The organism is Thermovenabulum sp. (assembly GCF_049723235.1).
Lineage (GTDB): Bacteria > Bacillota > Thermosediminibacteria > Thermosediminibacterales > Thermosediminibacteraceae > Thermovenabulum.
Map to the genome: position 1 here is coordinate 38,950 of NZ_JBNARB010000014.1, position 24,922 is coordinate 63,871.

Below are 24,922 nucleotides of genomic sequence, written 5' to 3' on the forward strand. Positions count from 1 at the left end.
CAAAAGTTAATTATACAACAAAAATTGACTTTTGAAAATTCATTTGGATTGGTTTAAAATGTACGGCATAGAGTAAAAAATCCTAAGAAAGGGAGAATTTATGAAACATTTTATCAACTCTGTTGGTGACATATGTCCCGTGCCTCTTTTTAAGGTTGAAGAAAAATTGAAGAATATACAAAAGGGTGATGTCATTGTGCTTGATACCGATCATAGCTGTGCAGCTATAAATATAAAAAATGAAATGGCCAAAAAAGGGATTAAAGTTAAAATAAAGGAAATTGACAGCGGAATATGGCAGGTATATATAAAGAAGAGTTAACAAAATCCTCTACTGGGGAGACGCATAAAATGTATAAAAGCCTTGGCAAGTTTGTTTAAAATTTTATCCTCCTTATAGGCCACATAAATTTTTTGCTGAAGGTTAATACCTTCTAAATTTAATGTAACCAGGGTTTTGTTATATAACTCTTTTTTCAATGCTATGGATGGCATTATAGAAATTCCGTGCCCCGCTTCTACCGCCGCCTTTATAGAATCGTTACTGCTTAGTTCCATTATTATATTTAATTCGTTCCATCTTATACCAAGAGCTGCAAAGGTTTCTTCAACGATTTCCCTCGTCCCTGACCCCTGTTCTCTTACAATCAAAGGTTCTTTTAAAAACTCTTCCAGGGTTATGGTATTTTTCCCGTTCCAGCGGTTATTATTCGGTGCAATAACAAAAAGCTCTTCCGTTGCAATTTCTTCAGCGGTAATTTCTCCCCTGGGCCTTATTCCTTCAATTACGGCCACATCCACCTGTCCATCTCTTAATTCTTCTTCTACCTGCTTTTTATTGCCTACCCGGAGCTTTATATTTGCCTCTGGATATTTTTCTTTAAAAATAAAAATACTGCAGGGTACCGCATATCCTCCAATTGCTGAAGTAGCACCCACCGTTAAAATCCCGCTTATGGATGACCTGAGGTCATTCATCTTTTCGTCTAATTCCTTGCATAAAGATAAAATCTTAGAGGAATATTCATAAACTATTCTTCCCGCTTCGGTTAAACTTACTCCCTTATTTGTTCTCTCAAAAAGCTGAACGGAAAAATAATTCTCCAACTGTTTAATCTGCTGGCTTAATGCAGGCTGAGAGATAAAAAGCTTTTCAGCCGCTTTAGAAAGGGTCCCGGATTCTGCTATAGTCACAAAGGTATTAAGTAAATTTACATTCATTTTATCACCTGATATTTCCGCTAAAGCGGTAATTTTATTTGATATTATTATATCATATTTGTTTAATATAAATAATTCTTATAGCGGTATAATTTTTAATAATTTTACATTAATTTTAAATCGTTTTATAATAATATCATGAGAAAGTGAAGGCCTTCACATCAAATAGGAGGTGTTGGTATTGGAACAGCCTCAGGTTTCATTAAAATCCAGGGTTCATACGGTAACTGCAAAACCCTCTGTTAAAAAGAAGAACCAATTGGGCTATGGAATTGCTCTTCTTGCAGCAATAATCCTTTTCGGAGTATTCCTTTCAAATATTAAAGCCCCCCTTGCAATAAGGTGGATGCTGGGCATTGCTCTCGGTTTTGTCCTTCAGCGTTCCAGGTTTTGCTTTACTGCTGCCACCCGGGATCCTTTCCTAACAGGAAGCACATCCCTTTTGAGAGCCGTATTAATCGCAATTATGATTGCTACAGTTGGATTTGCAGCTATTCAATACAATGCATTTTCAGCTGGAAAACCAGTACCCGGAAATATAAGCCCCGTAGGTATCCACACTATCATAGGCGGTATAATATTCGGTATTGGTGCGGTAATAGCGGGCGGCTGCGCATCAGGAACACTGATGAGGGTTGGAGAAGCTTATATAATGAATATGATTGCACTTGTATTCTTTATCGCAGGGTCTGCTTTAGGGGCTTATCATTTTGGATGGTGGAAAGCCAATGTGATAAAAAACGCTCCATCCATTTTCCTGCCCAATGTATTGGGATGGCCTCTGGCTTTCTTCGGTCAAATGTTACTTTTATTTGCACTGTACTGGCTGGCACTCTGGTGGGACTATAGAAAAGCCGAATAATCAATCTAATACCATTAAAGAAAGGAGTTATCTTATATGGCTGAAGTACACTTAGATTGTCTCGGTGAAGCTTGTCCAGTTCCTTTAATAAAAACCCAAAATAAGTTAAACCAGTTAAATATAGGAGATATATTAATTGTTGAAATTGACCACAGCTGTGCCATGAAAAACGTACCTGAATGGGCAAGAAAAGAAGGCTATCCAGTAGAAATAGAAGAAATTGAGGAAGGACACTGGTACATTTACATTGAAAAAAATAAGTAAGGGGGGTTAATGTGAGTAAATATAAGGAAGAAGCTGAAAAGCTTAAAAAGGCCCTCTTGAAAGACGCTTTTCCATACTGGCTCGGTGCTATTTTCCTCGGTTTACTCAATATTGTAATTTTCATCCTTACCGGCCATGGATGGGGTGTAACTACACCCTTTGTACACTGGGGCGCATGGGTAGCAAAAATTTTCGGAGCTCATCCCGAAACCTGGGCATTCTATCAAAACGAGGCCAATGCAAAAGCATTAGCCGGTGGCTTTTTAAATGACGGGGGTTCCATTCAAAACCTGGGAATAATTTTCGGAGCTCTTCTTGCCGTACTGCTGGCATCCCAGTTCAGAATTAAAAAAATCAAAAGTGGAAAGCAGGTTGTAGCAGCTATTTTAGGCGGCTTGATGATGGGTTACGGGGCAAGGCTTTCCTACGGCTGAAATATCGGTGCACTTTTTAGCGGCACGGCTTCGATGTCGCTTCACGGCTGGCTCTTTTTCCTTTCTATGTTTATCGGTGCGTACTTTGGTTCCAAGCTTTTAGTAAAATACTTTTTAACTTAATATTTCGGCGGGGAATTACCCCCGCCGAAATGCGTAATAGAGAAAAATGAAAATTTTAACGAGGAGGAAAATATATGCCAAAAAATATTGAAAACTACGATGTTGTGGTCATTGGTGGTGGTCCAGCCGGTATGACCGCTGCCATATACTGCGGAAGGGCAAGATTAAATACCATCCTTCTTGAAAAGTCCTTAATGGGCGGTCTTGCAACTTACACGAATGAAATAGAAAATTATCCCGGTTTCCCCGAAGGAAATTCCGGTACTGGTCTCATGAAACTTTTTGAACAGCAGGTTAAAAAATTCGGTGTAAAAATAAAATACGCAGATGTCACCGGAGTAGAGCTGGAAGGGGAAACAAAGGTGGTTAAAACCTTCAGAACCGACTACCACGCTAAAGTTGTAATTGTAGCAACCGGCGGCAAACCACGTTTAACAGGCGCAAAAAATGAAGAAAAATTTCTTTTCGGCAAGGGTATATCCTTTTGTTCCACCTGTGATGCCGCTTACTATACCGGAAAAGACGTATTGGTAGTAGGCAGCGGCGATGCAGCAATCGAAGAATCCATATTTTTAAGCAAATTCGCCAATAAAATTTATATTTCCGTTATCCATGACGTTGGAATAATGGATGCAAATAAGGTTGCTCAGGAACAGGCATTAAAGAATGAAAAACTTCATTTTATTTGGAATACTATAGTGGATGAATTTGTCGGCGGTGAAACCCTTGAGACCGTTGTTTTAAGAAATGTGAAAACGGGAGAAAAAATACCGGTGAAGGTAGACGGATGCTTCCTTTTCATCGGTTATTTACCAAATACAGACATTTTTAAAGGAATATTAAACATGACCGAAAGAGGCTATATTATAACCAACGAAAACATGGAAACAAATATCCCGGGTGTTTTCGCCTGCGGCGATGTAAGAGAAAAAACCTTAAGGCAGGTGGCTACTTCCGTGGGGGACGGTGCCATCGCCGGCTTCATGGCCGAACGGTATATTGCTGAAACGGAAATGTTCGAAAAAGAATTCAAAGGAGTAAAAGGTTCCCAGATTGTTTTATGCTACGACCCTACCGATGCCCTTTCCAGAGAAAAAATGACTCTGGTAGAAGAATATTGTAAAAAACACCCCGAAATAAAATTCAACAAAATAGATGTATATAAAGGAAAAAGCATGGCTCAAAGGCTGGGAATTAAAGGAGAGCCCAGTCTTGTCCTAATGTTTGATGGGGAAATAAAGGAGATAATTCCAATCCAAGATATTTCTGCAGCTGCCATTGATGACAAATTGTCGCTTTTTTAAAATTACCGCTTTAACCCGAACCCGGGAAATCATCCCGGGCTTTTATTTTTATTATCTTTTTTCATCCTGTAAATAAAAATATTCCATAGAAGATGAAGAAAGCTTGATATTAAAAATCCTGCAAAAACAGGATATCCTGATTTCACCGCATAATATACGATCATTCCAAAAAGCATATGACTTAAAACTGCAAAATAAGCTGCAGTCCTGTTCATCTTCCCCTTTTCATCCTTCAGGAAATCAAAGATTCCTTCTATTACTCCGAATCCGAAATGGGAAAACAAAATATTCCCACGAAACAAAACCGCCGTATATGTTTTAATAAACTCTTCCAAAAACGGCGCTTCGTAAACCACTGCTTTATCCTTATGCAGTTTGTAAAGAAAACTATTAAAAAAAAGGCAAAATATTGCAGCGAAAATACCTGCAATAAATCCGGTTATCACACCGATTATTTCTCCTCCTAAAATTATTTTCTCTTTTAAATTTCTCCTTTTTTGTGTATAATATAATCGAACATTTGTTTGGATGGAGGAGATTTTTATATGGGCTTTTGCCACCTTCACCTTCATACGGAGTACAGCCTCTTGGATGGCCTTTGCCGCCTGAGGGATTTAATAAAAAAAGCAAAGGACCTGTCCTTTGACTCCCTTGCCCTTACGGATCACGGAGGGCTATACGGAATGGTCCCTTTTTACAAAACCTGCATGGAAAACGGAATAAAACCGTTGATAGGCTGCGAAATTTACGTTGTGGACAATATGAAAAAGAAGGAGGGAAAGGAATCTCCAAATCATTTAGTCCTGCTGGCAGAAAACGAGGAAGGTTTAAAAAACCTCTACAAGATAATATCCCTTTCGCATTTGGAAGGTTTTTACTTTAAGCCCCGGACGGATAAAACCTTATTAAGCAGGTATTCAAAAGGGCTTATAGCCTTAAGCGGCTGCGTAAAGGGAAAACTACCGGAATTGATCCTCAAAGGCGATATCGATGGTGCAAAAAACGAAGCGAAAAATTACATAGACATTTTCGGAAAAGATAACTTTTTTTTGGAGCTTCAATACCACGGTCTCCCCCTAGAGAAAAAAGTCAATTTCTGGCTTTTGAATATGTCCAAAGAGCTAAAACTGGATATCGTAGCTACCAATGATGTGCATTTTATTGAAAAAACCGACTACACCCTTCACAGGGTGCTTATGGCGGTTCAGACTTTGTCTACAGTGGAAGAGTCCCCCCGCTATACCACTCCGGAACACTACCTTAAATCCGAAGAGGAGATGAAAAAGCTTTTTTTAGAGGTGCCCCAGGCTTTGCTGAATACCGAATGTGTTGCAAAAAGATGTGATGTAAAACTTGCCCTCAATACTCCAAAACTGCCAAAAACTAAGGTGCCGGAAGGCTTTTCCGAAGAAGAATACCTTAAAAAGATGGCCTACGAAGGGGCGTTTATACGTTATGGATATCCTCTCCCGGATAAAATAGAAGAGAGACTTTTATACGAGCTTTCAGTGATATCAAAGACGGGCTTTACGGGCTATTTTCTTGTAGTAAAAGAAATTATAGATTTTGCAAGGCAAAGCGGAATAATGGTGGGGCCCGGCAGAGGTTCGGCGGCCGGAAGCCTCGTAGCTTACTGTCTCTTTATTACCGACGTAGACCCGGTAAAATACCACCTGATATTCGAAAGGTTCTTAAACCCCGAGAGGATAAGCCCTCCCGATATAGACGTAGACCTTTGCCATACGGGCAGGAGAAAGGTTTTGGATTTTATAAGGGAAAGATTCGGGAAAGAAAATATAGCCCATGCGGGAGCCTTTTCCACCCTGCAGGCCAGGGCGGTGCTCAGGGATACGGGAAGGGCAATAGGACTTCCCTACGAAACCGTTGATCGCTTGACTTCTTTTATACCTTATTCCGCCGTAGACCTGGGAAAACTCATCGTTCAAAGCCCTGGTTTTAAAAATGAAGTCCTTTCATCGGAAAAAACAAAGAAAGCCTTTTATATCGCTAAAAAACTGCAGGGGCTCCCCCGCCACATGACCCAGCATTCAGCAGGCGTGGTGATAGCGGATAAACCGCTAACCGAATACGTCCCCTTAGAAAGGGCCTCGGGGGAAGAAATCATAACCCAGGCGGATATGTACGCATTAGAAGATCTGGGCCTGGTGAAAATAGACCTTCTGGGTTTGAGATTTTTAAGCGTGATAGACAGCACCTTAAAATTTATCGAAAAGACAAAAGGGATAAGACTTTCGTTAAAGGATATACCTCTAAACGATTCAAAAACCTTTGAGGCTATAAAAGCGGGAAATACCACCTGTACCTTTCAATTGGAATCCAGCGGCATGAGGTCTCTTTTAAGAAAGGTTGGCCCCGAAAGCATCGAGGAAATCTCCCATGTTCTCGCCCTCTACAGGCCCGGTCCCATTACCAGCGGAATGACCGAAGAATACGTGAAAAGAAAAAAGGGGAAAAGCCCCGTATCCTTCCCCCACCCCCTTTTAGAGGAGGTGCTTTCTTCCACCTACGGGGTTTTCATATACCAGGAACAGCTCATGCAGGCGGCAAACATCATTGCCGATTACAGTCTCGGCGAAGCAGACCTTTTAAGGAGAGCTATTGCCAAAAAGGATAAGGAAAAGATTGAAAAGGAAAAACCGAAATTTTTAGAAAGAGCGAAAAAAAAAGGTATTGAAGAAAAAACCGCCCTGGAAATATTCAGTACCTTAGAAGCTTTCGGAGACTACGGTTTCAATAAATCTCACAGCATTTCCTATGCGCTTTTGGCTTATTACACGGTTTACCTGAAAGTTCACCACCCGGTGGAGTACTTTTCTTCCCTCCTCACCCTTTATATGGATACGCCGTCGAGGCTTCAAAGATATCTCTGCGAAGCCAGAAACTCGGGGATACAAATTCTATTGCCCGATATAAACAAAAGCGGTATAGGGTTTACTCCGGAAATTGAAGAAGGTAAAATTTTTATTCGAACCGGACTTGGCTTAATCAAAAACCTTGGACCTCAAGGAATCAAGGAAATATATTCTTTAAGAGAAGAAGAACCTTTTTCAGGATTTTTCAATTTTGTAAAAAGGGTAAATAAAAAAATAATAAATTCCAGATCCCTTGAATCCCTTATACTCGCCGGCTGCTTTGATTCCTTCGGGATTAAAAAGCCCGTTTTGCTTCTGGCTTTAAAAAAGGTCCTAAAGGAAACCAGAGCTATTGACGGCAATCAGCTTTCTATTGGCGAAAGCAGTCCCTCTTTTGAGCCCCTGATAGACGACGTAATGTTATCGGATTTTTCTCCCTTTGAAAGACTCTCCCACGAGCTTTTGTCCTTAGGGCATTACATCACAAGACATCCCATGGAATTTTTTGAAGAAGCCGCAGGGAATATAAGAACCCATACCCTGTCTCAAGTAGGTGAAATGCAGAAGAAAACAAAGGTATGCGTAACCGGCATAATAACGGATATGCGGCGGGCACGAACAAGAAAGGGAGAAAGGATGCTTTTTGCAAGCATAGAAGACCTTACGGGAAGTCTGGAACTGGTTGTCTTCCCCGAAGTTATAAAAAAATGCGAGCTTTTCCTTGAATACTCCCGCCCGCTGGTGATATGGGGAACTAACGATATAAACGACGACGGCACCCCTACTATTGTTGCGGAAAAAATCCTGCCTCTAAAAGAGGTGTGCTACCTTTCAAGAAATTCCACGGCGTAAATTTTTAAAACCACAATGAACACAAGCGGCGGCGCTAATGTAATGGGTTCACCCCGAGAATCAAAGATGCTTCCCCAGTAGTTGACCCAAAGCTCATAGATTTTGATAAAGAAAAATACTACAATGTTTCCGAAATAATTTCTCCCGATACGGTAAAACTTGACAGCGGGTTAAAGGTAAAGTTTTTTTTTCACCGTTTTAAGGAAAAATTCTTATTATTAGAAGGAAGTGATACCTAATGGCAAAAGAATGGCTTTACTTACTAAAAACCACAATCCTATTTGTATTCGTTCCCAATTGGTTGTTTTCAATTCCCCATATTTTTGAAGTTTTGGTAAATTTCTGGTAATTCACGAGGATTCCTTCGCAGGTAAATCCTGCCCTGATTCCAAGGTGTATCACGTATTCATCAAGGGGGACTTTACCCTTTTTTACTTCTCCAACCTCAAAAGCTACATATCCGCCGCTTTTGGTAACCCGGTAAAGTTCGAAAAATACCTCCTGCATCACATTGCACCATTCTTTAACGGTTTTCACCATAGTAATTTTCTTTGCAATCTCCTCCGAATCTATCCCGTTAAACCAGCAGCGCAGCCAGTTATCCTGATGATACTGCACCACATCCAAAAAGGGCGGAGAGGTGACGGTGAGGCTCACAGTGCTGTCGGGTATTTCTTTTGTATCTCTTGCATCCTTTGATAGAAAAAGTCCCGTTTGCCCTGCTAAAAGTAAGTTCTTTTTTTGTTCCGGGGTAATCTTTCTCAAAAGGCTCCCGGTCTTTTTTAGAATTATACTTTTAGTATTTTTATAAAGAGGTGTCTGATTCAGCCTCTCATTTATTTTTCTTTGCCTTTCGGGAGAAATCGCCTGGTTGGGAGGCAGGGTATAGACCGAAAAAAATCCGGAAGAATGGCCCGAAAGCCTGTTGGTAGCCACCATCCTGATCCACAAATCTATAGGATCCTCTTCTCCCTTTTGTCTTTGACCGTTTAAATACTCTTTCAGTGACAATATTTCTTTTAATGTTTCGGGATGATAAAACATAGAAAGGTCTATATCGCAAAAGATATGTTTTTTTACAGGAATGTGCTCAAGCCTTTCCTTTACATTTTCATAATCAGGTATAAAAAAGCGGGGTTTACATAAGATTTCGCTCAACGGATTTACATCGTTGGAAATAATCCTTCTTCCGTTAAGTCCTGCTTCGATAACGGTTGTCCCTCTCCCTGAGAAGGGATCATATACCACATCTCCTCTTTTTGTCAAAAGATTAATAAAAAAATGGGGAAGTTCCGGTTTAAAACATGCCCTGTAAGATATTTCGTGTATAGAAGAGCTCTGTCGCTGCTTTGAAGTCCAAAACTCACCGTAAATTCTCGGTATCTTCTGTCCGCTGTACTCAAAAAATTCCACATTATAATCTGCATTTTCAAGAAAACTAATTGCCTCTTCTTTCTTTTTTAATTTCAATAATTGTAAAATCCTCATATAAATCCCCCGAAAAATTTTTCCCGCGCATATTGACACAGCAAAAGATAGGCTATATAATATAGGATAATATTTTACAATTTACTATTTCAATATTATGACAATTTAATGTGTTGAAAATTTATTTTTTCAAGCCTCTTAATAATATACCATAAACAGGCGATGAGGGAAAGAGTAACCGCAAACGCTTCAAAGAGAGCCGGTGGACGGTGCGAACCGGTAAGTTTTTGCGGTGAAGTACATTCCCGATGCCGCAGGCTGAAAGGTCTTCGAGTAGGCTGAGCCGTTTGCCCCGCGTTAGGGGGAAGAGTGGGTTTATCAGGGATTTTTCCGTGATAAATCAATCAGGGTGGTACCGCGAGTAAAAAACTCGCCCCTTTACGGGGCGGGTTTTTTTTTTATCAAAAAATAATAAGGAGGGAGTTTAAAGTGAAGTTTTTTATTCTTTTTCTTTACATTTTATCCCAGATTGCTGTCGGGATAATAGGTATGAAAAAAACCAAAAATCTCAACGACTTTTTACTTGCAGGGAGAAATATGGGGCCCTGGATGTCAGCTTTCGCCTACGGTACGGCATATTTTTCTGCAGTGATTTTTATCGGTTATGCGGGGAAAATCGGATGGGGGTTTGGGCTTTCCGGGCTTTGGATTGCTATTGGAAATAGTTTGATCGGCGGATACTTAGCGTGGAGGGTTCTGGCAAAACCCACAAAAGAAATTACCCGGCGGTTAAACGCCCGCACGCTCCCGGAACTTCTTGCAGCAAGATATAATTCGCCTTTTTACAGAATATTTTCTGCTCTTGTTATTTTTATATTTCTGGTTCCTTACTCCGCTTCGGTTTACATGGGGCTGAGCTATCTTTTCGAAAGCGTATTTAACATCAATTATCAATTAGCACTTATAATAATGGCGGGATTGACAGCTTTTTATTTAATTCTAGGCGGTTATTTCGCCGTAAGCCTTTCGGATTTTATTCAGGGGATAATCATGTTTTCTGGAAGCTTAATAATGATTTATTCCATCACCTCCCACCCCAGCGTTGGCGGGATCTTGACAGGGATTAGAAAACTTTCTCAAATAAATCCCAAATTGGTTTCCCCTATAGGACCTCCTGGTTTTTGGCCGCTATTTTTCCTTGTGGTATTAACCAGCTTAGGTCCATGGGGATTACCTCAAATGGTCCATAAATTCTATTCCATAAAAGATGAAAAAGCCATTAAACCTGCAACGGTAATTACAACGGTTTTCTCGCTGGTAATAAGCTTTACGGCCTACTTTATCGGTTCCATGACAAGGTTATTTTTCAATTCCATCCCCTTAGAAGGAGGAAAACCCAACCCGGATTTAATGGTCCCAAAAATTATACAAATGGCGATGCCGGAAGCCATAGCCGCAATCATCCTGGCTCTTGTCATATCCGCTTCCATGTCCACCCTTTCCTCGCTGGTATTGATTTCGAGCTCTGCCGTTAGCGTGGATTTAATCGAAGGGCTGGGTATAAAAATCTCAGGAAAATCTAAGGTAACCTTAATGAGATTATTCTGTTTAATCTTTATCGGACTTTCCCTGATAATAGCCATTTTAAAACCTTCTATCATAATAACCCTTATGGCTATTTCCTGGGGAACCGTTGCTGGAACTTTTCTTGCTCCGTATGTTTTCGGGCTTTTCAGGAAAGACACCACAAAGCTGGGCGCATGGGCAGGCTCTATTACGGGCCTTTCTATATCCCTGGGGTTATCGATAATATATAAATTCGATTCGGGAAAGATTCCTATGTTCGGAAGCCTGGCCATGCTTTTACCGTTAATTGTGGTCCCTGTGGTCAGCAAGTTAGATAATCTTTTTATAACAAAGCGAGAATCCCTGGTTTTTCATGATATCATGGGCTCACAGAGGGTTGAAGAGGATTTTTAATTAAACCGCAGCCCCCATGAACTGGCTCTTATAAAGATCTGCGTAAAAACCGCACTTTTCCAAAAGTTCCCTGTGAGTCCCTTTCTCCACAATTTTCCCTTTATTCACCACCAGGATAATGTCCGCATCCCTGATGGTAGATAATCTGTGGGCTATCACGAAACTTGTTCTTCCTTTCATTAAACTTTTCATGGCTTTTTGAATATATATTTCCGTTAGAGTATCCACATTGCTCGTAGCTTCATCGAGTATCAGTATATCGGGGTTTGCGATTACCGCCCGGGCAATTGTAATTAGCTGTTTTTGTCCCTGAGAAAGGTTTGAGGCTTCTTCATTAATCACCGTGTCATATCCCTGAGGCAGAGTTTTAATAAAATGGTGGGCATGAGCCGCTTTTGCCGCTGCTATTATCTCTTCATCGGTTGCTCCTTCTTTTCCATAAGCAATATTTTCCTTTATTGTTCCATTAAATAACCAGGTATCCTGAAGAACCATACCGAAAATTTTTCGCAGGTTTTCGCGGCTTATGTCCCTTATATCCACGCCATCAACGGTTATCCTTCCGCCCTGTATCTCGTAAAAACGCATTAAAAGATTTACCAGGGTGGTTTTTCCGGCACCCGTGGGACCCACGATCGCCACGGTTTGACCGGATTTCACATCTATATTCAAATCCTCTATGAGCGGAGTATCTTGCCTGTAGCTAAACCATACATTTTCAAACTTTACATCCCCATTTACCTCTTTTAGCACAATCTTTTCCTCATCAGGGACCTCTTCCTCTTCGTCCAAAATTTCAAATACCCTTTCCGCAGAGGCAATGGTGGACTGAATAATATTTACCACGTTAGCCGTCTGGGTTATGGGTTGATTGAACTGCCGGGAGTACTGCAGGAATGCCTGAACATCGCCTATGGTAATACTTTTTCTTGTAACAAATATCCCGCCGAGGATACAAACGGCTATATACCCCAAGTTGCTGATAAAGTTCATGATAGGCATAATGATTCCCGACATAAATTGAGCCTTCCAGGAAGCACCGTATAGATTTTCATTTATTTCATCAAAAACCTTTATCATATCCTTTTCCCGGTTAAATGCTTTAACCACATTGAATCCACCGTAAGTTTCTTCTATATGCCCGTTTAACTCCCCCAGAACTCTTTGCTGTTTGGAAAATAGTTTCTGGGAGCGAGAAGCCACCGACAATGTGGCTACTACGCTCAAAGGAAGGGTAACGGCAGTTATAAGAGTCATAAGAGGGCTAATGGTGAGCATCATTATTACAATCCCTATTATCGTCACAAAGGAAGATAACAGCTGGATTATGTTTTGCTGAAGAGTAGCGCTGATATTATCAATATCGTTAGTCACCCGGCTCAATATTTCCCCGTGATTGCGGGAGTCAAAATATTTCAGCGGCAGTTTCGATAACTTATTAAAAACATCCCTCCTCATATTTTCCACGGTTCTTTGGGAAACACCGACCATAATGTACTGCTGCAGGTAGGAAAAAAGTGAGCTAAAAGAGTAAATAGCCGCCAATAATATCAATATTTTTAAGATATATGCAAAATCAATTTTAGCCCCGGGGATATGCATCATCTTTGCAATAAGACCTTCAAAAAGCTTGGTCGTGGCCTTTCCCATGATTTTGGGAGCAATTATATTAAAAAGCGTGCTTAATATCGTCATTAAAAAAACTATATAAAACTGCACAGCAAAGGGCTGCAAATATCCCGTCAATCTTATAAGCGTTCCCTTTAAATCCTTAGGTTTTTCAGCAGGCCTTGCCATCGGCGGGCCACCGGCAAATCCCCTTCCTCCCATCCTTCTCGGGGAAAAACCGGGTCCTCCGTGTCCTATGCTCATGCCAACTCCTCCTCCGAAACTTGTGATAAAACGATGTCTTTGTACACATCGCAGGTTTTAAAAAGTTCTTTATGCGTACCGATCCCGGCTATTTTGCCTTCGTGAATCACTATAATTTGATCCGCATCCATTATGGTGGCTACCCTTTGAGCCACAATAATAATGGTAGCATCTTTTATTTCTTTCTTAATTGCCGTGCGAACCTTTAAATCCGTTTTAAAATCCAGAGCGGAAAAACAATCATCGAAAAGGTATATTCTTGCCTTTTTTGCCAGTGCCCTGGCTATAGAGAGCCTTTGTTTCTGTCCTCCGGAAAGATTTACTCCTCCCTGGGATATTTCCGAATCAAAACCTCGACCCATATTCTGTATAAATTCCGTAGCGCAGGAAATATCCGCCGCCTTTTTTATAATTTCATCGGTAGCATTTTTATTCCCAAAGCTTATGTTTTCTTTCACTGTCCCCGAAAACAAAAGCGCTTTCTGGGGCACATACCCCACAAGGCTTCTCAATTCCTCCTGACATAGATTTCTTATATCCACCCCATCCACCAGTATGCTTCCCCGGCTGACATCGTAAAACCTCATTATAAGGTTTAAAAGGGTGGTTTTCCCTGCACCGGTGCTTCCTATTATCGCCGTAACCTTGCCCGGTTCGGCTTTAAAAGATATATCCTGCAGAGCCGGTTCTTTAGCACCGGGATAATAAAAAGTGACATTTTTAAATTCCACCGTTCCTTTTGCATTTTCCAATCTCACCGGATTTTCCGGGTCTTTTATTTCAGGCATAACCTCCAGCACTTCATTTATCCTTAAAGCAGAGGCGGAAGCCCTGGGAAGCATTACAAAAATCATGGAAAGCATTATTACCGAAAACATTATCTGCATCACGTACTGGATAAAGGCCATTAAATCTCCTACCTGCATTCTCCCCGCATCAATCCGTAATCCTCCAAACCATATAATTGCAATAAGCGAAAAATTTGATAAAAGCATCATCAACGGCATAAGCCCAGAAATCATTCTATTTACAACTATCGAAGCTTCCGTTAAATCCCTGTTTGCCTCTTTAAACCTCTTTTTCTCATAATTAATTTTATTAAAAGCCCTTATAACCCTGATCCCCGTCAAGTTTTCCCGAAGGACCAGGTTCACCCGGTCTATTTTCCTTTGAATCTCCTTAAAAAGCGGGGTGGCTCTGTGGAAGAATATATAAACCAGCAACAAGATAAAAGGTACGGAAATTAACACAATTAAAGAAAGTTTTGCATCCTTTAATACTGCCATGAAAATACCGCCGATGCCTATTAAAGGAGCCCTTGCCATCATTCGCATACCCATTAACACTGCTATTTGTAATTGGTTTACATCATTGGTGGTACGGGTAATTAAAGAAGCCGTTCCAAACCTGTCAAATTCATGAAGGGAAAAATTTTCTACGCGGGAAAATATTTCTTTTCTCAAAATTTTTCCAAACCCCATAGCGGCATGGGAAGATAAGAAACTTGCCAATATGGAGGCAATTGCCCCTCCAAAGGCAACAACCATCATAATTTTACCTCTTTGAAAGATATAGCTTACATCCCCTTTGACAACCCCCTGATCTACAATGTCCGCCATTAAATTAGGCAGGTACAATTCCGAAAGGGCTGAAAGAAATACCAGGCTTAATGAAAAAAACACCTGCCATCTATAAGGCTTTAAAAATTTAAATAGTCTACCCATTTTTTCACCTCCATTTTGTAAGTCGCATCTACTTTTTAAAAGAGCTTTCCAGGTTGCCGGCTATTTTTCTCAGCAAAACATTTAAATTTTCCCTTTCTTCCGGGGTAAAATCCTTAAAGCATTCGCTTTCAATACACTTTAATATATCCTTTAATTTTTCGCAGGTTTTTCTCCCCTTTTCCGTTAAATATACTCTCTGCACCCTTTGATCCTGCTCATCCTGTCTTTTTTCTATAAGCCCTGCCTTTTCAATCCTTTTAAGCATAATGGTTAGGGTAGCGGGCTTTACTTTAATCTTTTTTGCCAGTTCCGCTTGACTTTGCCCGTCTTTTTTATGAAGAGAAATTAAAAGAGGAGGCTGGCCGGGATAAATATCTAAACTTTCCAGCAGGTGGTGGATTTTCAAATAGTGAAGCTTTATAACCCTGATAAACAATCCGTAAAGAGAATTTTCGTCAAAACATTCCATAAAATCTCCCCTTGTTTTAAAATTTATTAGACGTCTAACTAATACAATATTATAACCTTTATAAAAAAGAAATTAAACTGTTTTAAAATATTTTTTCTAATTAAGAAAGCCGGTAAAAAGAAACCTTTAAAGCCTCTTTTTACCGGCATGAGATTAAATATTAAACCCGCTCAAATTTTCCAAACGGTCTTTTGCTTTATTTTTAATAATATCTTCACTTACAATATACCTTTCGTGATGTCCTCTTGCAACCTCGCTTAGCTCATCGTATACAACAAATTCAAAAAGGAGCCTGTTTTTATCAACTTCTTTTAATGTAACTTCTACGGTTACCGTTATACCCACAGGTACCGGCTCTAAATGAATAACGTTTATGCCTTTACCTATGGAAACCAAACCTTCCGGAAGGAGAGGGTCAATCATTTTCGACGCTGCTTGAATCACCAGCTTTACGGTCGAGGGCGTATCCAATAGGCTTTTTAAAACTCCCATACCGTAATCAAAAGCCGCCTCTTTTTCAGTTATCTTTTTTTGTAAAGTGGCGCTCATTCCTATTTTAAATTCAGGGATTTTCATAAATATCCCCCTTTTGAATATTTTCTTAATATTATATTACATTTTAATATTTTTTTCTACTTTTAAACATATTCCCTGTCCACCACTATAACCGGGTTATACCCTGGATATCTTTCTTTAATTTTATTGGTGATTTCCTTTTTTAATTCCCTTTCCTCCTCATTTTTTACATCATGGGATACCACGATATCAAAAATAATATTTTTCTTTCCTCCCTTCCCTACCACCCTTAAGTCGTGAAAGGACAAAATTTCCGGGAAATCTTTTAAAATATCCTCCAATTCAACCCTGGTTTTGTTGAGCTCCTCATCGTCAAAATTTACCGGGTCCATGTGAACCACCGCAAATACTCCAAGTTCTTCCATTAACTCCCTTTCCAGCTCATCAATGATTTCATGGGCTTCATCAATGGGCATGTTTTCCGGCACTTCGGCATGAAAGGTAACTATGCACCTTCCCGGGCCGTAATTATGCACCATCATATCGTGAATACCGGTAATTCCTTCTTTCGAAAGGGCGATATTTTCAATTTCCTCAGTCAAGCCTTTTTCCGGCTTTGTTCCTATCAAAACATCCACCGACTCTTTTATAAGGTTATACCCAGAATACATAATAAAAAGTGAAACAAATATTCCTATAAACCCATCTATGGACAAATTAGTATAATTTGACATCAAAAAAGAGATAGATACCGCAAAAGTGGAAATTACATCCCCAAAACTGTCAAAAGCACTGGCATTCAAAGCCCCGGAGTCTATCTTTTTTGCAAGATTCGCATTAAAGCGCCCCAGCCAGAATTTTACCCCCGCAGATAGTACAAGAATAATAAAAGAGATAATATTAAACTCTACCCTTATGGGATTTAATATCCTCCCCAAGGAATCCCTGAAAAGCTCAATGCCAATTAATATTACGGATAAAGATATTAAAAAGCTCGTAATATATTCAACCCTTCCGTATCCGTAAGGATGATCCCTGTCCGGCGGTCTTGAAGCCAATTTAAAACCTATAATAGTAACTACCGATGAACCGATATCTCCCAGGTTATTGAAGGCATCCGCCGATATTGCTACGCTTTTTGTAAATTGACCTATCAAAAATTTTATTATAAACAAAAGTATATTGACTCCTATTCCTATGTATCCGCTCATTAATCCGTAATAAACCCTTCTTTTTTCCCTTTCAAAATGCTGTTTTTTAGCAGAATCTATTGTTTCCACTGTACCGATTCTCCTCCTTTAAAAATTAATTACTACCGCATATTATATCAAAAATTCAGTCTTTCTTCATTTTATATACATAAATACGCCTTTCATCCGGATCCTTAAAAGCCTTCAGGTATTTGAATAAGGACACATTTTTTCTGTTTCGCGTATGCTGGGCCATAAATAAATCATTTCTTTTAATATCGGGATTATAACCCTTATAATGAATCACCTGAGTATGATACGGTATATCGTAATTTTTAGGGTCGCCGTACTGTATTACATCCCCTTCAATTAAAAAAGAATACAAACCATCAAAATTTTCCAGAGCCTCCTTTACCTTCATCTCCGAATAATTATATGCCCTGTTTCTTCCTATTCCGTTTTCATTTCCCCAGTGCCGCCTGAAATACCTGGCAACCCTCCAGGTCAATGAGATTTTTGTAAGATTATTAACGCTATTTGTATAGCAAAACCAGGAGTTGAAGCTCTCCCATGACCCTCCGAAAAAAGCCATTCCTCCTTCGTGCAGAACCTGGGATATAAAATTAGCGCAATCGGCTCCTGCAAAAAAGGGGTATTTAAAAGTATTTGGATTTTCCGCATGGTCTTCTGCGTATTTTGCGGCCAGAGCCCTGTTATAGCCAGGATTTACATCCAGGGGTTGAAATCCCTGCAGATTTTCAATACCCAGAAATTCAAAAGCTCTTTTTCTTAAATTTTCATCCTCCAGAAAGCCAAGAAAATTATCTATATACCATTTTATTTTTTCAAATGGTATTTCTAATATATTCCAGTTTTTCATAAGGTAATCAATTTTTTTGTCATATCTTTTTAAATACCTGCTTTCTATCCTGCCGATAAGATTCATTTCTATTTCCGTTATAATCGAATCCGCCAAATTTTTTAATATTAAAGCCTTATTTTCGGCCATATTGTGAATCCTTTTTAACTCGCTATCATCCGGTATAATCATGCATTTCCCCCCTTTTTCTATGTTTATTTGAAAAAAGGGGGAAAATTGCATAAAAAAACGAGCTACCTGATTTGGATAGCCCGTTTATCTTAAGTTTTTGATTTTAATGTTGTTTTACCTTCAAAACCTCGTCCTTTCCAAAAGCAAAGTGCCCTGATTCATATCCTTTCCCTTCAATGTTTATGATTACTCCTACTACCCCAAAATTATTTCCGTAAGTGTTTACAATGCTATCTAAAATCAATGCTTCGTAAGAAGATCCCGCATTCATCCCGCTGATTAAATCCCTGGAAAAATTCAGCCTTAGCACCGTATCTTTTCTTTCAAGATCTAAAAGCCTGACATCTTTGCTCAATACCCTGTATTTCTCCTGTTTTAAAATATTTGTAATTTTATCCGCCAGGCTTTCTCCCGTCTTAAAAGATTCAGTTACCTGGTCTTTCAATAATTTATCTATATTTGAAGAGGGATAAAATATAACCAGATCTTTTTTGGGCAGGTTGTTATCCTTTTCCGCATCCCCAAACTTTGAAAGATTATCTTCTACCACCGTTTCTCCCGCAATAAATTTTTGTTTGACCAGTCCTACACCTTTTGCAAAATACCTTTCTAATGTTGAATCCTTTGATTTGCCTACAACTTTAATGCATGTATACTCTCCTGCAGGGACCTTAATCTTTTCATCTAAACTTTCAATCGTCCATGTGGTTTCTCCGTCCTGCCAGCTCGTACCTACTTTTAACGGTGCTTTTAAATAGAATTTTTCCTGATTAGGTGTTTCATTTAAGTAATTTATCCTGTAATAACTTTCCTCCTTTGAAAAAATAAGTTTCACTCCATCTTCATTTACTTCAAAAACCATTGCCACAACCGTTCCTCCGTTATCCTTGGAAAGCTGAACCCTGTTTTTGTCGATGAATTCCGTATCCACTCTGCCTCCCGCATATTCATTTCCCACACCTTCATACATCCAGTATAAATTTGCTGCAATTGGGTAATAATCGCTGATTTTCAATTCCTCCACTGGAGGATTTTCTTTTGGAGGCTGGCTTTTTTTTGCACACCCTGAAAAACTCAAAGTAAAAATTAAGAGGAAAATAAACAAATAGCTTAACTTTCTCATATACACCCTTCTTCCTGATAAACTTTTTTCTTAAATCTATTTTAAATCTATTTTAGTATTTCCGCTATCATATTTCTTAAATCCACTGGTATGGAAACTATTTTATAGCTTTTACCCTCAATCTTAGTTTTACCGATATTAACCAAGCACTTTAACCACAGCTTGGCCAGCGGGCTTTTCGGAGGCTCTTCATCCCAGAAAAATCCTTCTCCTTCCATTGAGCAAAACTTCCTTGAAATGTTGCCTATTTTGCTCCATCCGCCTTTTTCCATTAAATATTTCAATATTTCCTTTTCTTCTCCGCTCAGTTCAAATATCGATTTTTTAAGATTTTCTTTTTTCAACAAATATTCAATTATTTCTTTTTCTCTTTCATTTCTCTTTTTTGTTTTATTTAATCCGTAAAAATTATAAGCCCCTTCAATCCAGTGAGCAGGTTTATTTTTCATTCCTCTTTTTAGTGTGGCATCTACAGGTAAAGGCTTTTCTTCAATTTCTTTTCTCATTTTTTCTTCTTCCATTAAATTATATTCTTTTAATTGAATCATAAATAGTAAAAGCGTTTTCACTCTTTCCAGTTCTGTTTTAATTTTAGTATTATCAGTCTTTTCTACAAAATCTCCCATTCTATCTATAAGCTCAATAACCTTATCGATTTCTCCAACTTTCATCAAAAAAGAAGCATAGTCATATAAAAACTCGGGATGCATATAGCCCAATTCTTCCAGAATTTTGTATAAAGAATGGGCCTTTAAAAACTCTTTTTTATCTCTATATATGTTTGCCAATTGTAAGACTATGGGAGGATAGATTCCTTTTTCTTTAATAGTTTTTTCTAAAAGATTTATTGCGTCCTCTATTTTGCTTTTTTCCAGCAAAGTATGAGATTCTAATAAAATTTTTTCCAGATCCTCATTTCGCTCATTTAAAATTGGCGTTTGCTTAATTTCTATATATGTTTCCTGCCCATTTATAATGACAGGTATCTTGTCTTTAGGACTATATACTCCTTTTTCTACAAGGGCACCTGCTGCAATGAATTTGCTTTTTTCCGGAAATCTATTGGACTGTAAAATCCTTTTTGCAAGTTCATCTCCCCATCTATCGGTAAAAAGTATTAGCTGTCTTAACATATTTTCACATATTTCATCACAAACATTTTTTTCTAATATTTCCAGTAAATAGGATAAATAATACATTCTTACAAATCCATTATCTATTATTTTCTTTAATCCATCTTTTTGATCATCTGATTTTTTGATTATTTGTTCCAAATCCTCTAAAGACAATATTTCGTATTCCAATTCAAAAGCAGGGATCGTTCCATCCTGAATTAATATTGCTATTTTAGCAATATCAGAAGCAAAAAAAATTTTCTTTGAAATTTTATCCCATAAATTAGCCGCCTGTTTATATTTTTTCATATTAAAACATGCAACACCAGCTAAATAGTAATTTTCCCAGCTTATATGGTAGCCCTGCCATTTATTAAAAAGTTCATATACCAAATAATGGTCTTTTAAAGCTGCGGCAGATTTCATTATCATTATTACATATTCTTTTAATGAATCGGGTAAAAAAACGTTAAACATTTTCCTTAGATTTTCAAATTCTTCTATAGCTTTTTTGAGAAAAAACCTTCCCTGAAGTTCATTACCCATAAATGAATAAATCTGAGAAGCTAAAGCAAAACTATATGCATTAGGCTTCATCTTTTCCTCATTGCTCGTAAACAATAACTGCAGATTATTTAGTGCTTCTTCTACATCCCCTAATAAAAACAACGTCAAAGCTATATTATTTCTCAATACCGCATTATCACTGATTTCTAAGGCTTTATAAAAGTATTCCTTTGCTTTTTTGTAGTCTCTTTTTTCTAAATAACCTTTTGCCCTTTCTACTAATTTTTCGTATTTCCCCATATTTTCCACGTCACACCATCCTATTTCCATTTATTATATTATATCTTTTTCCCGGAATTTAACACATCGCTTCCGCTGTATACGCCTAATTTGCTGGCATCCCTTTTAATGGCGCATTTCCAGCAAAGAGCAACGTATTTGTCCTTTGCCCCGATCACTACCTGCTCCTGTTCTTTTGATACCCTGTAGCTCACCGAAGCATTCTGCTTGCAGTCTTCGCATACGGCGTGAAGTTTGGTAATCTCATCCGCTACTGCTAAAAGAACTGGCATTATTCCAAAAGGCCTTCCCTTATAGTCCATGTCAAGCCCCGATACAATCACCCTCTTTTCGTAAATTCGAGATAAATCTATTATGGCCTGGATGGCATCTTCCGGTAAAAACTGCGCCTCATCAATCCCAACAACCTGCACATTTGCCGATGCTTTTAATATATCCAATCCATTCGTTACTTCCACCGCTTCGAAAGTATTACCATCATGAGATTTTGCCTCGCAAACACTTCTTTTATCTATTACAGGTTTTAGTAATACCACCGACTGTCCGGCAATCCTGCATCTTCTGAGCCTTCTTATAAGCTCCTCGGTTTTCCCCGAAAACATGCTTCCGCATATAACCTCTAACATCATATCCCTCCATAAAAACCCTTTGTCTTATTACAATTTCTACAAAAAACATAAAAATTCCTTTAAGCAAATAAAAATAAAAGCGCCTGAAAAGGCGTTTTTTTATAACTCCGGCTTCTTTCCAATTCCACCTCGCGATGGACACCCTTACCTTCAGCTAACGGTTGGTGTATTAATTCCCGAAATGAATTTTTACCATAATTTTTTAATCATAATAATCTACTACTATTGTATATTGTTCTGGTTTTAAAACACTTCTTATCCTTCTCATGCTAAATACCATTTCTGATACCGTTTCAAACATACTATTTAATATATTTTCAATCCCTTATAGGTAGGCTAAAAACCAATTAACAGCATTCAAAGACACGCAATCTTCAAAGTTTCAATCCCTTATAGGTAGGCTAAAAACTCTCTTATTCTCCTTCTTACCATCTTATCGCCACCTCCGTTTCAATCCCTTATAGGTAGGCTAAAAACCTTGTTTATTTACTTTATATCCTTTAAATTCTTCTTCGTTTCAATCCCTTATAGGTAGGCTAAAAACTATAGTGGAGGTGGCAAAATGAACATAAAACAGAAACGTTTCAATCCCTTATAGGTAGGCTAAAAACTAATTGCAACGGAATATGCATATTTTTCAAACCCGCTGTGTTTCAATCCCTTATAGGTAGGCTAAAAACTCAACAATAACCCAGTTAATGATGACATAAACCCTTAGTTTCAATCCCTTATAGGTAGGCTAAAAACCCACCTTCTGCCAGGCGGTGCCGGTATCCCTATAAAGTTTCAATCCCTTATAGGTAGGCTAAAAACTTTCTTCTATCATATCATTATTTCACCACCAATGTTAGTTTCAATCCCTTATAGGTAGGCTAAAAACAATACCGCTGGGCCTTTGAGTTAAGCTCCATGCACGTTTCAATCCCTTATAGGTAGGCTAAAAACTTATCCAAAATTCAGTAAGTCTTTCTGTGTCAATAGTTTCAATCCCTTATAGGTAGGCTAAAAACCAGAGGGGATTATACAAATGCCTCTTTAACGAAAAGTTTCAATCCCTTATAGGTAGGCTAAAAACGAGAATTATATATTATACCTGCTTCATCTACTACTAGGTTTCAATCCCTTATAGGTAGGCTAAAAACGCTAGTTGCTATGGGGGTATAACAATGGCGATGAATGGTTTCAATCCCTTATAGGTAGGCTAAAAACTCAATAGACCAAAATGGGCAAATATCATATTGGTCAGTTTCAATCCCTTATAGGTAGGCTAAAAACCAATGCAGTTTACCCCAGAAACAGCGGTCTTATCTTGTTTCAATCCCTTATAGGTAGGCTAAAAACTCTATTACTTCTTGTATAGATATGTTTTTTGTTTTAAGTTTCAATCCCTTATAGGTAGGCTAAAAACACGAAATAGACTGGGGATGATAGAATGATTACGATTGCGTTTCAATCCCTTATAGGTAGGCTAAAAACAGGATTTGGGTGTGTTGTCCCGCCACGCCCAAATCCGTTTCAATCCCTTATAGGTAGGCTAAAAACATGCGAAAATAAAAGCAATTATAGAGTTCCGGCGATAAAGTTTCAATCCCTTATAGGTAGGCTAAAAACCCAGCACACCAAGGACAATCATCTTGCTCGCACCAGGTTTCAATCCCTTATAGGTAGGCTAAAAACGTATTTCAGAAGTCAAATATAACTTACCGGAATCAACGTTTCAATCCCTTATAGGTAGGCTAAAAACAAAATAACGCACTCGAACGGGGGTAGGGGGTCACCCGGTTTCAATCCCTTATAGGTAGGCTAAAAACAAGGAGCTTGCACGACGGAGGTCGTGTAGGCAGTCTCCGTTTCAATCCCTTATAGGTAGGCTAAAAACGGGTTAAGAACGGTATATAAATGGCTGCGGCAGAAGTTTCAATCCCTTATAGGTAGGCTAAAAACTGGCCGTAGCCGAGGCAGCCACCGCATTCATGGCCGGTTTCAATCCCTTATAGGTAGGCTAAAAACGCGGAAGAATATTTTTATTATTGTGCGTGAGGATAGTTTCAATCCCTTATAGGTAGGCTAAAAACGCTTTGCTGTGGTAACTGCACCATCAGGATGGTCTAGTTTCAATCCCTTATAGGTAGGCTAAAAACTCTCCAATACCAAAAAATGTATTTCCCCGGGTTTTCGGTTTCAATCCCTTATAGGTAGGCTAAAAACCTCTTTGCCTCCCATATTTTTTCTTTGCCATTAAACTGTTTCAATCCCTTATAGGTAGGCTAAAAACCAAGCCTATAAGGCTTGCGGCAAAATATACAAAAGGAGGGAGTTTCAATCCCTTATAGGTAGGCTAAAAACCTATAAATCCCCAAGTTATTTTTATATCCATATAATCGTTTCAATCCCTTATAGGTAGGCTAAAAACTGTCGTCAAGGACGGAATAATTAGTCCAAAAAACTAGTTTCAATCCCTTATAGGTAGGCTAAAAACTGGACCTGCTTCACCGACGCCTATAATAGTAGGACTATGTTTCAATCCCTTATAGGTAGGCTAAAAACCATTTTGAATAAGTATGCAATGCAAAAGGCAAAAAAAGTTTCAATCCCTTATAGGTAGGCTAAAAACAATATTTCAGCCCTCACAATTCACCTCCCTGATGAAAGGGTTTCAATCCCTTATAGGTAGGCTAAAAACAAAAACCTCACTTTCTCCATAAAATCATTATCAAAAGTTTCAATCCCTTATAGGTAGGCTAAAAACCCCTCCTTACTTTAGCCTATAGTTATTTTCTATACCTTGTTTCAATCCCTTATAGGTAGGCTAAAAACATAGTTTAGGTAATAGATATTATAAAGTTATTAGAAGGTTTCAATCCCTTATAGGTAGGCTAAAAACAAGAGCCGGAAAAGCCCGTCCGGCTCAACCGGGCATTGTTTCAATCCCTTATAGGTAGGCTAAAAACGGCTGCTGCCCGTTGTGATCCTTGTCTTGGTGCTTGGCGTTTCAATCCCTTATAGGTAGGCTAAAAACATTTATAATGATGGATAGATGTTATTACGTCACGGAGTTTCAATCCCTTATAGGTAGGCTAAAAAC

The 24,922-nt window shown here is 38.7% G+C and carries 18 protein-coding genes, 1 pseudogene, 1 CRISPR repeat array and 1 other annotated feature; of the genes and pseudogenes, 7 read left to right on the plus strand and 12 right to left on the minus strand.

Features of this window, described 5'->3' with window-relative positions:
• The first annotated feature begins 100 nt into the window (after positions 1 to 100).
• Entirely contained in the window at positions 101 to 322 is a 222-nt protein-coding gene (locus ACPLOV_RS08025) for a sulfurtransferase TusA family protein (RefSeq protein WP_424909232.1), read from the plus strand.
• Here the strand turns inward: ACPLOV_RS08025 and ACPLOV_RS08030 are convergent.
• Positions 319 to 1,221 (minus strand): selenium metabolism-associated LysR family transcriptional regulator, encoded by a 903-nt coding sequence (locus ACPLOV_RS08030; RefSeq protein WP_424910985.1) that lies wholly within the window; start codon positions 1,219 to 1,221, stop codon positions 319 to 321. The two genes, ACPLOV_RS08025 and ACPLOV_RS08030, sit on opposite strands and share 4 nt — an antisense overlap.
• A 181-nt stretch (positions 1,222 to 1,402) precedes the next feature.
• Between ACPLOV_RS08030 and ACPLOV_RS08035 the strand changes: the two genes are divergently transcribed.
• From ACPLOV_RS08035 to ACPLOV_RS08050, 4 genes and pseudogenes are all read left to right on the plus strand, one after another.
• A complete protein-coding gene (locus ACPLOV_RS08035) occupies positions 1,403 to 2,083 on the plus strand; it encodes a YeeE/YedE thiosulfate transporter family protein (protein ID WP_424910986.1) in 681 nt (226 codons plus the stop codon).
• Positions 2,084 to 2,119: 36 nt separating this feature from the next.
• A complete protein-coding gene (locus ACPLOV_RS08040; protein WP_424909235.1) occupies positions 2,120 to 2,347 on the plus strand; it encodes a sulfurtransferase TusA family protein in 228 nt (75 codons plus the stop codon).
• 11 nt (positions 2,348 to 2,358) lie between these two features.
• Positions 2,359 to 2,904: pseudogene (locus ACPLOV_RS08045) on the plus strand (YeeE/YedE thiosulfate transporter family protein).
• Positions 2,905 to 2,978: 74 nt separating this feature from the next.
• On the plus strand, positions 2,979 to 4,208 hold the full coding sequence (locus ACPLOV_RS08050; protein WP_424909236.1) for an FAD-dependent oxidoreductase: 1,230 nt from the start codon (positions 2,979 to 2,981) through the stop codon (positions 4,206 to 4,208).
• 29 nt (positions 4,209 to 4,237) lie between these two features.
• Here the strand turns inward: ACPLOV_RS08050 and ACPLOV_RS08055 are convergent, their stop codons facing one another.
• Entirely contained in the window at positions 4,238 to 4,780 is a 543-nt protein-coding gene (locus ACPLOV_RS08055; protein WP_424909237.1) for a hypothetical protein, read from the minus strand.
• Here ACPLOV_RS08055 and dnaE point away from each other — a divergent pair.
• A complete protein-coding gene (gene dnaE, locus ACPLOV_RS08060) occupies positions 4,754 to 7,933 on the plus strand; it encodes a DNA polymerase III subunit alpha (RefSeq protein WP_424909238.1) in 3,180 nt (1,059 codons plus the stop codon). The two genes, ACPLOV_RS08055 and dnaE, sit on opposite strands and share 27 nt — an antisense overlap.
• A gap of 255 nt (positions 7,934 to 8,188) precedes the next feature.
• Here dnaE and ACPLOV_RS08065 read toward each other — a convergent pair whose 3' ends face one another.
• Complete coding sequence (locus ACPLOV_RS08065; RefSeq protein WP_424910987.1) at positions 8,189 to 9,421, minus strand: DNA methyltransferase; 1,233 nt, start codon at positions 9,419 to 9,421, stop codon at positions 8,189 to 8,191.
• 153 nt (positions 9,422 to 9,574) lie between these two features.
• Positions 9,575 to 9,802 (plus strand) — a binding site (T-box leader).
• A gap of 48 nt (positions 9,803 to 9,850) precedes the next feature.
• Here ACPLOV_RS08065 and ACPLOV_RS08070 point away from each other — a divergent pair.
• Entirely contained in the window at positions 9,851 to 11,341 is a 1,491-nt protein-coding gene (locus tag ACPLOV_RS08070) for a sodium:solute symporter family transporter (protein ID WP_424910988.1), read from the plus strand.
• On the opposite strand, the gene ACPLOV_RS08075 is transcribed toward ACPLOV_RS08070, so the two are convergent.
• The 9 genes from ACPLOV_RS08075 to ACPLOV_RS08115 all read right to left on the minus strand — a co-directional run bounded on the left by ACPLOV_RS08075 (position 11,342) and on the right by ACPLOV_RS08115 (position 21,834).
• Positions 11,342 to 13,213, minus strand: a complete 1,872-nt coding sequence (locus tag ACPLOV_RS08075) for an ABC transporter ATP-binding protein (protein WP_424909352.1) — start codon at positions 13,211 to 13,213, stop codon at positions 11,342 to 11,344.
• Complete coding sequence (locus ACPLOV_RS08080) at positions 13,210 to 14,937, minus strand: ABC transporter ATP-binding protein (protein ID WP_424909353.1); 1,728 nt, start codon at positions 14,935 to 14,937, stop codon at positions 13,210 to 13,212. The genes ACPLOV_RS08075 and ACPLOV_RS08080 overlap by 4 nt, the downstream gene beginning before the upstream one ends.
• Positions 14,938 to 14,965: 28 nt before the next feature.
• Positions 14,966 to 15,406, minus strand: coding sequence for a MarR family winged helix-turn-helix transcriptional regulator (locus ACPLOV_RS08085; RefSeq protein WP_424909354.1), 441 nt, complete (start codon positions 15,404 to 15,406; stop codon positions 14,966 to 14,968).
• A gap of 153 nt (positions 15,407 to 15,559) precedes the next feature.
• The gene (locus ACPLOV_RS08090; protein ID WP_424909355.1) at positions 15,560 to 15,982 is read right to left on the minus strand and encodes a thioesterase family protein; all 423 of its coding nucleotides are present in this window, start codon (positions 15,980 to 15,982) and stop codon (positions 15,560 to 15,562) included.
• 62 nt (positions 15,983 to 16,044) lie between these two features.
• Positions 16,045 to 17,202: a cation diffusion facilitator family transporter gene (locus tag ACPLOV_RS08095; RefSeq protein WP_424909356.1), complete on the minus strand. Its 1,158-nt coding sequence runs from the start codon at positions 17,200 to 17,202 to the stop codon at positions 16,045 to 16,047.
• Between the two features lie 55 nt (positions 17,203 to 17,257).
• A complete protein-coding gene (locus tag ACPLOV_RS08100; protein ID WP_424909357.1) occupies positions 17,258 to 18,163 on the minus strand; it encodes an amidase domain-containing protein in 906 nt (301 codons plus the stop codon).
• 103 nt (positions 18,164 to 18,266) lie between these two features.
• Entirely contained in the window at positions 18,267 to 19,286 is a 1,020-nt protein-coding gene (locus ACPLOV_RS08105; protein ID WP_424910989.1) for a GerMN domain-containing protein, read from the minus strand.
• A gap of 47 nt (positions 19,287 to 19,333) precedes the next feature.
• Positions 19,334 to 21,208: a hypothetical protein gene (locus ACPLOV_RS08110; protein ID WP_424910992.1), complete on the minus strand. Its 1,875-nt coding sequence runs from the start codon at positions 21,206 to 21,208 to the stop codon at positions 19,334 to 19,336.
• A gap of 38 nt (positions 21,209 to 21,246) precedes the next feature.
• Positions 21,247 to 21,834, minus strand: coding sequence for a thymidine kinase (locus tag ACPLOV_RS08115; RefSeq protein ID WP_424909359.1), 588 nt, complete (start codon positions 21,832 to 21,834; stop codon positions 21,247 to 21,249).
• Positions 21,835 to 22,151: 317 nt separating this feature from the next.
• Positions 22,152 to 24,922: a CRISPR direct-repeat array (repeat unit 30 nt; unit sequence GTTTCAATCCCTTATAGGTAGGCTAAAAAC).